The organism is Rubricoccus marinus (genome assembly GCF_002257665.1).
Lineage (GTDB): Bacteria > Bacteroidota > Rhodothermia > Rhodothermales > Rubricoccaceae > Rubricoccus > Rubricoccus marinus.
Genome location: NZ_MQWB01000001.1, coordinates 1,310,621 through 1,324,521, shown reverse-complemented (window position 1 = coordinate 1,324,521; position 13,901 = coordinate 1,310,621). Strand labels below are relative to the sequence as shown.

The window sequence follows — 13,901 nt, the reverse complement described above, 5'->3', positions numbered from 1 at the left end:
GCGCCCCGTCCGCGCCATCAACACACGCCGGGATCCGCTTCCCACCTTCCACATGTCCCAGACCATCGACACCAACCGCCGCGTCGTTCTCGCATCGCGGCCCGTAGGCGCGCCCACGCCGGACACCTTCCGCCTTGAGAGAGAACCCATCCCGTCGCTCGAAGACGGCCAGGTCCTCCTGCGCACGGTCTACCTGTCGCTCGACCCTTACATGCGCGGGCGCATCAGCGACGCCCCCTCCTACGCGGCGCCGGTCGAGATCGACGGCCTCATGGTCGGCGGCACCGTGTGCCGCGTGCAGGAGTCGCGCCACCCGGAGTACGCCGCAGGCGACTGGGTGCTGGGCTTCGCCGGCTGGCAGGACTACGCCGTATCTGACGGAAAGGGCCTGAGCAAGCTCGACGCGACGAAGATGCAGCCCTCCTGGGCGCTCGGCATCCTCGGGATGCCCGGCTTTACCGCCTACATGGGCCTGACCGACATCGGCCAGCCGAAGGCGGGCGAGACCATCGTCGTCGCCGCGGCCTCTGGCGCGGTCGGCTCCGTCGTGGGTCAGGTCGCGAAAGAGCTGGGCTGCCACGTCGTCGGCATCGCCGGCGGCTCCGAGAAGTGCGACTACGTGGTGGAGACGTTGGGCTTCGATGCATGCCTCGATCACAAGGAAGACGACCTCCCCGAGCGGTTGGCCGCCGCGTGCCCGGACGGCATCGACGTGTACTTCGAGAACGTGGGCGGCAAGGTCTTCGACGCCGTGCTGCCGCTGCTCAACCCGAAGGCGCGCATCCCGCTGTGCGGGCTTATCGCGAACTACAACGCCACGGAGCTTCCCCCCGGACCGGACCGGATGTCGGTCCTGACGGGCGCGTTGCTCAAGAAGCGCATCCGCATGCAGGGCTTCATCGTCTTTGACGACTACGGCCACCGCTACGGCGAGTTCTTGGAGGCTGTCGGCCCGTGGGTAGCCCAGGGCAAGCTGCACTACCGCGAGGACGTGATCGACGGGTTGGAGAACGCCGGCGAGGGCCTCACTGGGATGCTCGAAGGCCGCAACTTCGGCAAGCTCGTCGTCCGGGTCGGACCCGACGAGCTCAGCTAGACGCCCGAGTGCCGAGCGGAGACCTCTGGCGGCAGGCGCGTGGGAGCCTCTCAAGCCGAGTGCTGCCCCCGTCCGCCAGAGGCCTCCAGCGGCGGGCTACACCGGCCCGCCGCCGCTGATCTGCCTGCGACGGAGCGTGATGTCAAGCCCGATCCCGACCGCTGCAACCGCCAGTGCCACGAAAAACGCCACGCGCTCGGCGATCCCGGCCTCTGCCCACCCTGAGCCGAGGAAGCTGATCAGTCCAACGGCTCCGAGACCGAGCCCTGCTAGGAGACGTGCGAGAAGACGTTCGCTCATTGGATCGAGGCCCGAGTTGGAGTCTGCTCGGGTGGTGTACCAGGAGGTGTTTCGCCCGCAGCACGCGGCGAGCGTAGAGGGAAGGGCGAGGAATGTACGGCTGGGCCGCCAGAGGCCTCTGGCGAACGCGCCGAGCCGGGGCGTGCGTCCGTCCTGCAGGCGCGGGCGGTGCCTCTGGCTGGCGCGTTTTCTAGTGCGTCACCAACTGAGGATGTCTTCTCCCCCTCACGGCCAGTACGATCGTGCGCGGCCTGTACGGGTACGTAGCGCCACCATCTTCTTTCACGAGCGGGTTCAGGCGAAGCGCAGCCAAGAAAGCGTGCTCCGTCTCTGTTTTCGCCTCCCTCAGCGAGACGGCTGTGGTGTCGACTCCCCGTACCGGGGGGCCCCACTCAAACTCAGCGGATGAGACGCGCCCCTCACTTCCAATCACCGCCGTAACGGTAAGTTCAGACCCCTCTAGCAGAGCGTAGGCAAGCGGCGGGAAGCCAAAATCGGCCTCAATCTCCGGGAGTCGGTATCGGCGGCTCACGCCGTCCTCGTCGATGAAAGCAGTCGTCACGTCTACGGCCATCGAGAGATCTCGAGCTTCCAGCGCTCTGAGTATAGAGGGGGCGGTTGCCTGGAAAGGCTCCGCTCTACTCGTGCCGTTTGGGACCACCTGAGTACACCCTGCGACCAAGATGCCGGTCAGAAAGATCAGTGTACAGGACCGAAGCAGCATACCGATTTGGCGCCCAGACGCGGCGCGACCGAGCGAGGGGCGGGAGCGCGCAACGTACGGCCGCGACGCCAGAGGCCTCTGGCGGATTGAAGACGCCGCGGCGTGCTGTCAGACTGCAGCGGCGAGTTAGGCGGCTCGCTGGCGGTCTTTCACGACCTCACCCCAAACAGTCCTCCATAGAAACGGAGTCACTACAAACAAGGTGGCTGCAGCCAATACAGCTGCAGGCCATGAGATGCTGAGATCTACAGGAAAGAGTTCGAATGCCGCGTTGGACGCGAGAGTGCACACCACGAACACGATCCCAAGCCGGATACCGACAAACTGGGGTGGATCAGCGGTCAACCGATCCATTCGAACAGCTACGGCTACAAGAGCTAGGAACAATGCCACCCCGAAGTTGACGCCCGCGACGCTCAATCCGACGAGGTATAAAAGCGCCTTCAGGGAGACCGCGACCGTCACGAAGGTGAAACCGCCTAAGAGATAGCTGCCTAGTCGCATTGATTGTTCGGGCCGCCTAACAGTGGACCGCTCAGCCGCCCCAAGCTGAGGGCTGGCGGGTGGGGCGAAGCGCAGGACAAGCCGATGTCACGGCCAGAGCGAGCGCGCTCGCGCTTGGGGTCGGCCTGCAGCGGTGGGTTCTGTGGCCGGAATGACAGCTAGTTGAACCAGAGAACAACGCGGACCTCATCAGGCGGACCGTATGACCGAAGACGAGGGACCGAGACCTCGAGGAAGTGCCGACAGGACTCACGGTACGTTCGGGCGGTCGGGTGGGCGAAATCCTGGATACGGCTCCGAACTGCGTCGTTTGGGAGTCTCCCGACTTCTCCCAATCGGCGCCCTCAGGTGGGACCCCGACCGTCCGCCAGCCTCGCGCCTCGCCGCCGGGCTCAAGCGCCATGCAGCGGGAGGTGGTCTCGATCACCTCGCGGTCCCAATCGTAGGCCTCGATCTCGTGGACCATGAGCCAACTCCACCCGAAGGCGTCGTTTCTTTGGTACTCCGCCTCCGCCCGCGTCTCATTCGTCACGTCATCGGGGAGGCCCCGGGGCTGGGCGACCGGCTCGATAAGGTACTGACCGCCAGCCACGACACCGAAAGCGAGGGCGTCGTACAGATCGCGGTTCCGTCCGTCATAGATCGTCTCGCGGACGAGCGCTGGGTAGTTGGCTTCCCACCCCGGCGTCTGCTGGACGATTGCCATCCACTCCTCGTCTTCCCGGAACGGGTTTGGCACGAGTGGCTCGGCCCGCCCCCACTGGCGGGCTGAGCGGCGGCGTTCAGCGAAAGTGTATAGGTCAGTTCCCACGAAGAGCAGCGATGCGGGAGGCCACAGAACAAGCATTAGTGCGCGCCACGCCAGATAATCCCGACGCCGCATGACCCATACTACTCGCGCACGTCCCCCCTAACAACGCCCCTCTGGCGTCGCGCTACACCGCGCCGCGTACACACGCCGGACCTCTGGCGCCAGAGGTCTCAGCCTTTGCACCACATCATCAGGTCGTCCGCGATGCGAGCCCCCGCGTGTCCGTCCCACAGCGGCGGAACCTCGCCCACCTTGCCCTCCCCCGCGAGGATCGCGTCGACGCCTCTGGCGACCTCCGCTTCCGCCAGAGGCAGCAGCGTGTTCGTCCCGATCTCGACGGTGCTCGGCCGCTCCGTGCTCGGCCGCAGCGTGAGGCACGGCACGCCTAGCGCCGTCGTCTCCTCCTGAATCCCGCCGGAGTCCGTGACGACCACCGCCGCACGGTCCATGAGCGCGAGGAAGTCCAGGTAGCCCTGCGGCGCGATGAGGTGCACGCCAGAGGCGGCCTTCAGCCGTGCCAGCAGCCCGTTCGCCTCCAGCCTCTGGCGCGTGCGCGGGTGCAGCGGGAGGACGACGCGAAGCCGCTCGGCCAACGCCTCCACGATCCGCACCACCTCCGCCAGGGGCTCGGCGCGGTCCACGTTGCGCGGCCGGTGCATCGTCACGAGCGCGTAGGGCGCTTCGCCCACGTCGACCGCCAGAGGCCTCTGGCGAGCCGCGGGCCGGTGCTTGAGCAGCGTGTCGATCATCACGTTGCCCACAAAGGCCACGCGCGCCTCGTCGATGCCCTCACGCGCGAGGTTGTCCAGCCCGCTCTGCTCCGTCACGTAGAGCCGGTCGGCGAGGTGGTCCACGCAGATGCGGTTCTGCTCCTCGGGCATCTCCCTGTCACCCGAGCGGAGCCCGGCTTCCACGTGCGCCAGAGGCACGTGCCGCTTGGCCGCCACGAGCGCCGTCGCCAGCGTGGAGTTCACGTCGCCCACGACGACGACGGCCTGGGGCGCCACCTCCTGCAACACGGACTCGAACGCCAGCATCACGCGCGCCGTCTGCTCGGCGTGGCTGCCGCCGCCGACGCCGAGATAATGCTCCGGCTCAGGCAGGCCGAGGTCGCGGAAAAAGACGCCGCTCATCCGCTCGTCGTAGTGCTGCCCGGTGTGGACCACCACGGACCGCGCGCCTCTGGCGACGAGCGCCTCGTGAACGGGCCCCACCTTCATGAAGTTGGGCCGGGCACCGACAACAGAGAGGATGGTCATGGGGTACGGGGTACGGGGTACGGGGTACGGGGTACGGGAAGATCGCGGTTGCGTGGGCCTCTGGCCTCCGGGGGTGATGCGTACTGCGTTATGCGTAAGAGTATCCGGACGGACCGCTGCCGGCCGGTTCCGAACTGGGGCGTGCCTGTTCGTCACTGTTACTCGCTGACATCCTCTGGCGCCAGAGGACACTCGCCACTGGCTACTGGCCGCTCCCCACTGCCTGCCCGTCCTCCGCGCGAATCTCCTGCGCCTTGCCCGCGAGGAACAGCAGCAGCGGGACAGTCAGGCTCACGCCCTCGCTGACGTAGGTCCGCGCGAACTCGTGCACGTCGAAAAACGACGCGAACCAGCCGATGGCGAGCGCGAACAGCGCGACCGTCCCCAGCCCGAGCACGGCGTGGTAGGCCAGGAGGTAGAGCCAGTATGGGCGCGTCGGGAAGGCCACGATCAGGAACATGGCCGGAAGCAGAAAGATGATCCCGGCCGGGGCCGCCCACACGATGCCCTCAATGTTGGGGTCCAACTCCTCGCCGCGTGGTAGCACGAAAACCGCCTCGGCGCGGCGCTCTGGCTGCACCACGTCGAACGCCCGGCTGCGCGGCGTGTCGATGGCCGCGAACACGGGATAGGCCACGTGCTGCGCGAACACCTCGCGCGCGGGGCGGATGGCCACGAGGTAGCTCACGAACAGTAGCCCCGCGAACAGCAGCCCCCACAGGCGCGGGTGCCGCTCAACGGTACGACGGAACACGTTCAGCCTCTGGCGTGGCGTCATGCCGTTGCCAGAGCGGGCGAGCCCGAGGGCGTGGGCGGCTCGCCAGAGGCCCCGCCGTCCCCACCATCGGCCTTGGGCTCGCCCCAGTGCGCCCACACCACCCACAAGAGGAAGATCACAACGTAGAACACGAACAGCGCATGGAAGCCGTGGACCGAGTCGAACATGGACGGGATGTGATGCGAGACCATTAGCAGGATCGCGCAGCGCAGCACATTGGTCACGATCAGCGCGAGGACGCCGAGCGGGATGAACAGCGCGCGGCGTGCCCACGAGCCGGGGTACGCAGTCACGAAGCCGATAAACAGGCTCAGCGCAGAGAGCCCGTTGCACCCGTTGGCGATGTTGACGCCAGACTCGCGCGTGATCCAGACCACCCGACCGTCCGCGAACGCGGTGTCGTAGAACGGGTGCAGCACGCCTGCGGTCATGCTGGCGACGCTGTGCGAGAGCCACGTGTCCAGGCGGCCATCGGGCAGCAGCCAGAGGTCGTAGACCACGAACCAAACCGCGTAGCAGGCCACCATCTTCGCGAGGAAGATGGACAGCGAGCGGTGAGTGGCGAGAATCTGTCGGGCGGCGTCCACGCGGTCAGCGGTTGCGAAGCGCTAGGATACGGCCTCTGGCGACGCGGAGACGCTGGTGAGAAAGCCCGGGGCGGTCTTCCGGTAGACCTCAAACGTCTCCTCGATCACGGTCGTGGTCGAAAAGCGGCGGACGGCGAGAGCGCGGGCGTTCGCGGCCATCCTGCGCCGGAGGTCCCGGTCCCGCAGGAGTTCGAGCAGCGCCTCCGAGAGCGCCGTGGCGTCGCGCGGGCGCACGAGCAGACCCGTTTTGTGGTCGATCACGATCTCGCGGCAGCCCGGGATGTCTGTTCCCACGAGGGGGCGGCCAATGGCAGCGGCCTCGATGAGGACACGCGGCACGCCCTCGCCGTAGCGAGACGGAAGGCAGACCACGTGGGCCTGCTGCAGCGTCGCGTTCATCGCCTCCTGGAAGCCCCACCACTCCACGTGGCCGGAGCCGGTGATCCGCTCCATGTCCTCGCGCGTGACCGCGTCCGGGTGCTCCTCGTCCAGCGATCCCACGAGGACGAACCGAGCCAGAGGCAGGTGAAACCGGACGCGCTCGGCGGCGCCCGCAAACGTGCCGACACCTTTGCTCCAGAGCATCCGTCCCGGCAGCATCACCACCGGGTCGCCCTCGGGCTCAGGCGTCATTGCGAACGCGGAGATGTCCACGCCGGAGCCCTTGATGAGGTGGTTGGGCACGTCCTCTAGCACGCCAGAGGCCCGGAGCGTGGCTTGATCGTCGGGGTTCTGGAAGACGACGTTGCTGCCTGCGAGGGCGCGGCGCAGGACGGGCAACAGGCCTCGGCGGATGGTGCGGGCTTTCAGGCCGTCGCCGCTAAACGCGTAGCCCAGCCCCGCGATGGCGTTGATGACGTGCTCAATTCCGGCGCGGCGGGCGGCGAGCGATCCCAGCACGACAGCTTTGAGCGTGAAGTGATGCACCATGTCGGGCTGCACCTCGCGGTAGAGCGCTTCCAGACGCCGGACGGCCGCGAACTCCGAGACTGGGTTAAGCCCCTGGCGTGAGATCTCGACGGCCCGAAACTCGTACCCGTCGGCTTCCAGCCGCTTGGCGAACTCCCCGCGCGGCGCCGCCATCACCACTTCGTGGCCCGCCACGCGCAACGCGTGCGCGAGGTCCTGACGGAAGTTGTACAGGTACCAGTCGGTATTGGCGAGGAAAAGAATGCGCATCGATAAGTCCCGGCGGAGCCGGCTCTGGGTATCGGCAGAAAGCTAGCGGACCCAAGCGCTTCCCTCTGGACCGCTCACGCCTCTGGCGAGCCGCCCGGAGACGCCGTGCAGCTCCAGCCGGTCTCGCGTTGCAGGAGGCGCTCCACGTACGCCACGTGCGGGGCGTAGCGGTCCGCAAGCCTCTGGCGGACCCCGGCCGAGACCTCCGGCGCCTCCCCGCCGCGGTAGACGCGGTTGAGCCCCAGCCTTTTGCCCGCGGCGACAACGCGGTGCAGGCGGGCCGCATGAAGCGCTGCCACGGCCCCCGCAGCGACGCGAGCGAGCGCCGGAAATCGCGTCCCACCGCCTGCGTTCACGCGCCGGCCAGCTTCTGGGGACGGCGCCAGAGGCGCGAGTCCCGCCCAGTCCGTCAGCGCGCGCAGCGTGGCGTCCGGCGTTGCAGCGACGTCCTGGAGCAGCGCGACGTAGACCCGCTCTCGGCCTAGAGCTCCGATCCACCGCTCAACGTGCTCGGCGTAGTCGCCTGCGGTGAGGATAGAGGGGAATGCGGAGGCCGCTTCCCAGAGGTCCGCGCCGACGCGGCCGCGGGCGGCGTGGTGGCGGTAAAGCGAGACGGCCCGCTCGACGGGATCGCGCAGCAGGATCACCGCGCGAACGCCGGGCGCGACGCCACTAACACGACCGGGCGCCTCTGGCACGTCGAACAGCGTTGGCGCCACCTCGGCCCACCCGACGCCAGAGGCGTGGGATTCCGCCTCGGGCGGGAAATGGCGGCGGTAGTCGTCCAACCCGCGTGCCCAGTGGCGGTCAAAAAAGAATGTCTCCTTGACGTGTGCGGGCAGCGCGAGCGCGGGGTGACGCCGGAGGTGGGTATCCAGCCACGTCGTTCCGCTCCGTTGCGGACCGACGCCGAGAAGGCGAAGAGGGACGGTCTCGCTCATCGTGCGGTGCCCCACCGCGAGGGCAACGCGGCGCCAGAGGCGGAAAAAGGCGCGGAGGTTGGCTGCATCTCGCCAAGCTAGCGGGAGCCCCGCGCGGCGGCCTCGGCTCGCAAGAGGCCCAGAAGCGCGCGAGCCGTCTCGCCCGACGTGAACCGGGCGGCGTTTGCGCGAGCGCCATCCGAAAGCCTCTGGCGCAGACCAGAGTCCGTCAGGACCCGCGTGAGTTCGCGCGCGAGGGCGTCCACGTCGCCAGAGGCCACGAGGCGTGATGAGGCGGCGCCGACCGTGTCCAACCCGTCCAGGCTGTAACCGACGAGCGGCACGCCTGCGGCTCCGGCCTCGATCCACGTGATCCCGAAACCCTCCTCCACACTGGGCGACGCCAGGACCCACGCCTCGGCATACAGTCGCGCCTTCTCGGCGTCGGTGACGTGCCCGTGGAACACGACGGGCAGGCCTCTGGCGCGCGATTCGAGCGCCGCGCGGTCGGGTCCGTCGCCGGCGAGTACGAGTTGGGCATCCGGGACCTCACGGGCGACCTGCCGGAACGCCTCGATCACGTCGTCCACGCGCTTTCGCGCGAGGTGGAGAGCACCCAGGTAGAGGACCGTCGGGCGGGCGGCACGAGGGGCGCCGCGAGCCTCTTGCGGCCGGATCGGTGGCGGCAGTACGTGGATAGACGCTTCGCGAAGGCCGAGCCCGCGTACTGCCCTCGCGGTCCGCTCGCTGGGCACGACGAGAGGCGTGCGCCGGTACGCCAGAGGCAACAGCGTGCGGTCGAGCGCGCCCGCGGCGGCACCCTCTCGCCCGCCTCTGGCGCCGTGGACGTGGTGCTTGAGCGCGACAAGCGGCGCGTCGGGTAGCCACCACGGCAACGCCAGAGGTAGTGACATGAGGTTTTCCAGGACAGCATCGGCGAGGAGGGCGTGGGCACGGGCGGCCCGAAGCAACGGCCGAACGCGCCGAGAGGGAGATCCGACGCGGTAGACCTCGATGCCGTCCACCTCTTCGCGCGCAGGCAGCAGCCGTCCGCTGGGCAGCCGCTCCTGCGCGCACACGAGCGAAACCGCGTGTCCCTCTCGCGCCCACGCGCTGCCGACCGACCGCACGTACTCCTGCGCGCCACCAGAGCGGCCAGCGCGTGTCGGCCCGCGGAGCGAGACGATGAGAACGCGCATGGGCGCGAGGTCGCCAGAGGCCTGGAGCGACGCGCCTCTGGCGCCGCGGACATCGGGGGCGGGCTTACTCATGCTCGGACGGAGGCTCGTCAGAGGTCCCGCCGTCGTCCCCGAGGCGGGCGAGGTAGGCCGTCACCGCCGAACGCAGCCAGCGGCCGTGCCGGCCGATCAGGCCTGGCGCGAACGCGAGCGCAACGAGACCGACGCTCCCCAGGACCGCCGCGCCCGTTACAAGCGTGGCGATCGGCGCGATCCCGGCGCCCCGCAGCGGCACCACCGCCGCGTGCGCCAAAAGCCCGCCGATCCCGGCGATCATCGCGCCTGGTGCCATTCCGCGCACGAGAGGCCAGAGCGTCCCGTCCGTCTCGCGCACCGCCACGGCCGTGCTCATCCCGAAAAACACTACAACGGCTCCCACGACGCCAGTGGCCACGCCTTCCAACCCGTACGGCCAGCCCACCAGCGCTCCGATCACCACGAGCACCGCGTACAACCCTTGCAACGCTGCCGCGACGTAGATCCGCCCTCGCGACTCCAGGATCGTCATCCCCGTTTTGTACGCCGCACGGAAGAACATCCCCACGGCGAGGATCCGCAGCGGCGCCACTGCCCCGCCCCAGTCCGGCCCGAGCGCTACGTACACAACCTCTGGCGCAAGCACTGCCGCCGCTGCCGCCAGAGGCAGAAGAAACAGCGCGAGCAACGACGTGGTGCGATACAGCGTCGCGCGGAGCGACGCCGTTCGGTCCTGCGTTTTGGAGAGGATCGGGAAGAGGACGCCGCTAAAGCTGCCCGCGAGAAAGCTGGCCGGCAGCGCCATCATCTGGTACGAGCGGTTGTACAGGCCGAGCGCATTGGCGCCGAGCGCGCGGCCTACCACGAGGGCGTCGCCCTGCCGCGCGAGGCTATTGAGCGCTCCCTGGAGTACGACGCCGCCGCTGAACCGCGCGATGTCGCGCGCGGCCTCTCGCGTCGCGCCGAGAACTGGGTGCGGAAAGCGAATCACGAAACCCAGCGCACGCAAGAGGCTCTGTGCCAGCCGCCCGCCGACGAGCGCCCATAGCCCGTACCCGCTCAGCGCGAGTCCGATGCTCACGCCCCCTAGCCCGATCACGTCCGCCACCGCGCGGATCACGACGGCATCGCGAAAGGCCAGATCCCGCAGTTGACGCGACTGTGCGACCGCACTCAGCCCGTCGAACACGAACAGCAACGCGAGCGCAGGAAGCACCTGCGCCAGAGGCGGCATCGCGAAAAACCGCGCGGCCAGAGGCGAGAGCGCCCAGACCACGCCGAACAACCCCAGGCTCAGCCCTGCCGAGAGCCAGAACGCGCTGCTGAGGTGGGCCCGCGTCACGCGTGAGCGCTGCACCAGTGCCGGCGTCGCCGACGCGCTCACGATCTGCGCCACGATTTCCACGACGACGAGCGCCGCCCCCACGATGCCGAAGTCCGACGGGGGCAGCAGCCGCGCGAGAACGGCCGTCACCACCGCGCCGACCACGAACAAGAAGACGCGGTCGGCGGACATCCACAGCACACCGCTGAGGGCCCTCTGGCGGAGGTGAGGCGTTACCACAGCACCGCCCCTTGCCTCTGGCGCCAGAGGCGGGGGCCTCCAGACGTTCGGAGATCCCGCGTGAGGCGCGTGAGCGGGCGGCTCACGAGCGGTCCTCCCGTTTTGCCAACTCGGCCAAGGCCTCGCCGTACGCGGTTCCGGCGAGGCCGTCGGCCAAGCGAGCAAGTTGCGCCGCGTCGATAAAGCCCATGCGGTAGGCCACTTCTTCCGGGCTCGCGATGAGTAAGCCCTGGCGCGCCTGAACCGCGTGGACGAACGCGCTCGCGTCCAACAGCGACTCGTGCGTCCCGGCGTCCAGCCACGCCACGCCGCGGCCCATGACCTCGACCTGCAGGTCCCCGCGCTCCATGTAGGTGCGGTTCACGTCCGTGATCTCCAACTCACCTCGCGCGGACGGCGTCAGGCCTCTGGCGACCTCCACCACGTCCGGTCCGTAGAAGTACAGCCCGGCCACGGCGAGGTTTGAGCGTGGCTGAGTCGGCTTCTCCTCCAGATGGACGGCCCGGCCGCCTTCGTCCAGTTCCACCACGCCGTAGCGCTCCGGATCGCGCACGGGGTAGGCGAACACGCACGCGCCAGAGGCCAGTTCGGCGGCGCGGCGCAGGCCTGCCGTGAGGCCACTGCCGTAGAAGATGTTATCGCCCAAGATGAGGCAGACCGGCTCCTCCCCCACCCACTCCGCGCCGATGCGAAACGCGTCGGCCAGGCCGCGCGGCTCGTCCTGCTCGGCGTAGGCGAACGTCATGCCCCACGCCTCGCCGGTCCCGAGCAGCTCGCGGAAGTCCGGCAGCGCCTCTGGCGTCGAAATCACGAGCACGTCGCGAATGCCCGCCAGCATGAGGGTGCTGAGCGGGTAGTACACCATCGGCTTGTCGTAGACCGGCAGGAGCTGCTTGCTCTGAATGAGGGTCAGCGGCCGGAGTCGGGTGCCGTGGCCTCCGGCGAGGAGAATGCCTTTCATGGGGGAGGCGCCTCTGGCGCCAGAGGCTAGCGGTCGGTGTACTGCGTCGCGATCCAGTCGTCCAGGTCGTTTTCGCGCGCGATGGCGGCGAGCCACTCGCGGTTGTCGAAGATCCACGCGACGGTCGCGTCCAGTCCGGTGCTGAGAGTGTGGCGCGGCCGCCATCCTAGATCGCGCGCGATGGCCGTCGTGTCCATCGCGTAGCGGCGGTCGTGCCCGGGCCGGTCGGTCACGAACTCGACGAGGCGCACGTGTGGCGCGCCCTGCGGGTGCCGCTCGTCCAGGATGCCGCAGATGCGGTGCACGAGGTCCAGATTCGTCGGCTGGTTCCCCCCGCCCACGTTGTACGTCGCGCCAGAGGCCGCGCGCGTGAGCACCTGCCAGATGGCCTCGCAGTGGTCGCGCACGTAGAGCCAATCGCGGACCTGCTGGCCGTCGCCGTAGATCGGGATGGTGCGGCCGGAAAGCGCCCGAAGGATGGTGAGCGGGATCAGCTTTTCGGGGTACTGGAACGGGCCGTAGTTGTTGGAGCAGTTGGTGATCGTGACGGGCAGCCCGTAGGTACGGGCGTAGGCTCGCACGAGGTGATCGCTCGCCGCCTTTGTCGCGGAATACGGCGAGGATGGATCGTAGGGCGTCGTCTCCCGAAACGCCGGGGCCTCTGGCGTGAGATCGCCGTACACCTCGTCGGTCGAGACGTGGTGGAAGCGCACGTCTTGCCGGTCGCCCCACGCCTCTCGCGCGGCGTCGAGTAGTTGGAAGGTGCCCACGACGTTGGTCTGAACGAACGCTGCCGGTCCCAGAATGGAACGGTCCACATGGCTTTCTGCCGCGAAGTGCACGATTCCGTCGATCTCATGCTCCGCCAGAAGCCGCCGCACGATCTCCCCGTCCGCGATGTCGCCCTGGACGAACGTATGCCGGGGGTCCTCCACCAAGTTGGACCGGCTCCCTGCGTACGTCAGCGCGTCCAGCGTTATGAGCCGCACGGAGGGATCCGCAGCCAACGCCACGCGCAAAAAGTTGGCGCCGATAAACCCGGCGCCGCCTGTGATGAGAAGTGCGGACGGTTGGAAGCTCACGGCGTCGTGGGGGGAGGCGTGAAGATACCGGCCCCCTCCGCCTCTGGCGGCACGCGCCAGAGGCCTCTCGGTAGCTTGGCGCCCCTCTCTCCTGTTTCGACGTGCGCCTCGCCATCCTTTCTGATATCCACGCCAACCTGGAAGCCCTCAAGGCGGCTCTGGCAGAGGTGGACCGTCGGGGTGTAGACGCCATCGTGTGCCTGGGAGACATCGTCGGCTACGGGCCAGATCCCGCGCCGTGCGTGGACCTCGTGCGCCAGAGGTGCGCCGCCGTCGTGCTCGGCAACCACGACGAAGCCGTCGCCTTTGACCGCAACCTCCGATACCTGCCGAAAGACGGCGAGACGGCCGCGCGTCTACACCAGACGCTCCTCTCGGAGGATCAACTCGCATGGCTCCGAACGCTGCCACTCCGTGTTCGGAGCGGGTCGACCGTTACGCTTGCGCACGCCGCGCCCTTGAATCCGTCGGAGTGGCCGCGGCTCGACAACTACGGCCTCCTGAAGGCGCAGTTCGAGGCGTTCGACACTGACGTGTGTTTCGTCGGACACAGCCACCGCCCGGCTGTCGTCGCGGAATCCGTCGGCGTCCACCGCGTTCGCAAAGGCCACCGATACCTCATCGACGTGGGGAGCGTCGGTCAACCGCGCGACAACGACCCTCGCCTCTCCTTCGGCCTGTTCGATACCGAGGCCTTCGAGTTTGAGCACGTGCGCGCGCACTACGACCTCGCCAAGACGTCTGCGCGGATCCGCGAGGTGGGCCTGCCCGCTGAGATCGCCTCGCGCCTGCAGCGGGGCATCTAGACCTCTGGCGACGAGAGTGCGGGAGTGAAGGTGGTTCACGCCGCACACTATGGTTGCCTGGCTGAGTATGCCACGCGACGCATGGACGCGCCTCTGGCGCCAGAGGCTCAAACAAA

The 13,901-nt window shown here is 68.4% G+C and carries 13 protein-coding genes; 2 read left to right on the top strand and 11 right to left on the bottom strand.

What is annotated here, in order from left to right; genetic code table 11:
• Positions 1-52 precede the first annotated feature (52 nt).
• Complete coding sequence (locus BSZ36_RS05415) at positions 53-1,096, top strand: NADP-dependent oxidoreductase (RefSeq protein ID WP_094546764.1); 1,044 nt, start codon at positions 53-55, stop codon at positions 1,094-1,096.
• Positions 1,097-1,192: 96 nt separating this feature from the next.
• Here the strand turns inward: BSZ36_RS05415 and BSZ36_RS05410 are convergent, their stop codons facing one another.
• The 11 genes from BSZ36_RS05410 to rfbB form a co-directional block, all read right to left on the bottom strand.
• Complete coding sequence (locus tag BSZ36_RS05410; protein WP_094546762.1) at positions 1,193-1,396, bottom strand: hypothetical protein; 204 nt, start codon at positions 1,394-1,396, stop codon at positions 1,193-1,195.
• Positions 1,397-1,586: 190 nt separating this feature from the next.
• Positions 1,587-1,958 (bottom strand): hypothetical protein, encoded by a 372-nt coding sequence (locus BSZ36_RS05405; protein ID WP_143536778.1) that lies wholly within the window; start codon positions 1,956-1,958, stop codon positions 1,587-1,589.
• Between the two features lie 1,647 nt (positions 1,959-3,605).
• Entirely contained in the window at positions 3,606-4,694 is a 1,089-nt protein-coding gene (gene wecB / locus BSZ36_RS05395; RefSeq protein WP_094546756.1) for a non-hydrolyzing UDP-N-acetylglucosamine 2-epimerase, read from the bottom strand.
• A 202-nt stretch (positions 4,695-4,896) separates the two neighbouring features.
• Positions 4,897-5,472, bottom strand: coding sequence for a hypothetical protein (locus tag BSZ36_RS05390; RefSeq protein WP_094546754.1), 576 nt, complete (start codon positions 5,470-5,472; stop codon positions 4,897-4,899).
• Positions 5,469-6,059, bottom strand: coding sequence for an archaeosortase/exosortase family protein (locus BSZ36_RS05385; RefSeq protein WP_094546751.1), 591 nt, complete (start codon positions 6,057-6,059; stop codon positions 5,469-5,471). The genes BSZ36_RS05390 and BSZ36_RS05385 overlap by 4 nt, the downstream gene beginning before the upstream one ends.
• 21 nt (positions 6,060-6,080) lie before the next feature.
• Positions 6,081-7,238: a glycosyltransferase family 4 protein gene (locus tag BSZ36_RS05380; RefSeq protein WP_094546749.1), complete on the bottom strand. Its 1,158-nt coding sequence runs from the start codon at positions 7,236-7,238 to the stop codon at positions 6,081-6,083.
• A gap of 74 nt (positions 7,239-7,312) precedes the next feature.
• Positions 7,313-8,179: a sulfotransferase domain-containing protein gene (locus BSZ36_RS05375; protein WP_143536776.1), complete on the bottom strand. Its 867-nt coding sequence runs from the start codon at positions 8,177-8,179 to the stop codon at positions 7,313-7,315.
• Between the two features lie 77 nt (positions 8,180-8,256).
• Complete coding sequence (locus BSZ36_RS05370) at positions 8,257-9,429, bottom strand: glycosyltransferase family 4 protein (protein ID WP_094546745.1); 1,173 nt, start codon at positions 9,427-9,429, stop codon at positions 8,257-8,259.
• Positions 9,422-10,897 carry a lipopolysaccharide biosynthesis protein gene (locus BSZ36_RS05365; protein ID WP_281253137.1) on the bottom strand — a complete coding sequence of 492 codons (1,476 nt, stop codon included), beginning with the start codon at positions 10,895-10,897 and terminating at the stop codon, positions 9,422-9,424. Before BSZ36_RS05365 ends, BSZ36_RS05370 begins: the two co-directional genes overlap by 8 nt.
• A gap of 121 nt (positions 10,898-11,018) precedes the next feature.
• On the bottom strand, positions 11,019-11,897 hold the full coding sequence (rfbA, locus tag BSZ36_RS05360; RefSeq protein ID WP_094546741.1) for a glucose-1-phosphate thymidylyltransferase RfbA: 879 nt from the start codon (positions 11,895-11,897) through the stop codon (positions 11,019-11,021).
• A gap of 26 nt (positions 11,898-11,923) precedes the next feature.
• Positions 11,924-12,979: a dTDP-glucose 4,6-dehydratase gene (gene rfbB / locus BSZ36_RS05355; RefSeq protein ID WP_094546739.1), complete on the bottom strand. Its 1,056-nt coding sequence runs from the start codon at positions 12,977-12,979 to the stop codon at positions 11,924-11,926.
• Positions 12,980-13,080: 101 nt separating this feature from the next.
• Between rfbB and BSZ36_RS05350 the strand changes: the two genes are divergently transcribed.
• Positions 13,081-13,785, top strand: a complete 705-nt coding sequence (locus BSZ36_RS05350; RefSeq protein WP_094546737.1) for a metallophosphoesterase family protein — start codon at positions 13,081-13,083, stop codon at positions 13,783-13,785.
• Positions 13,786-13,901: the final 116 nt, after the last annotated feature.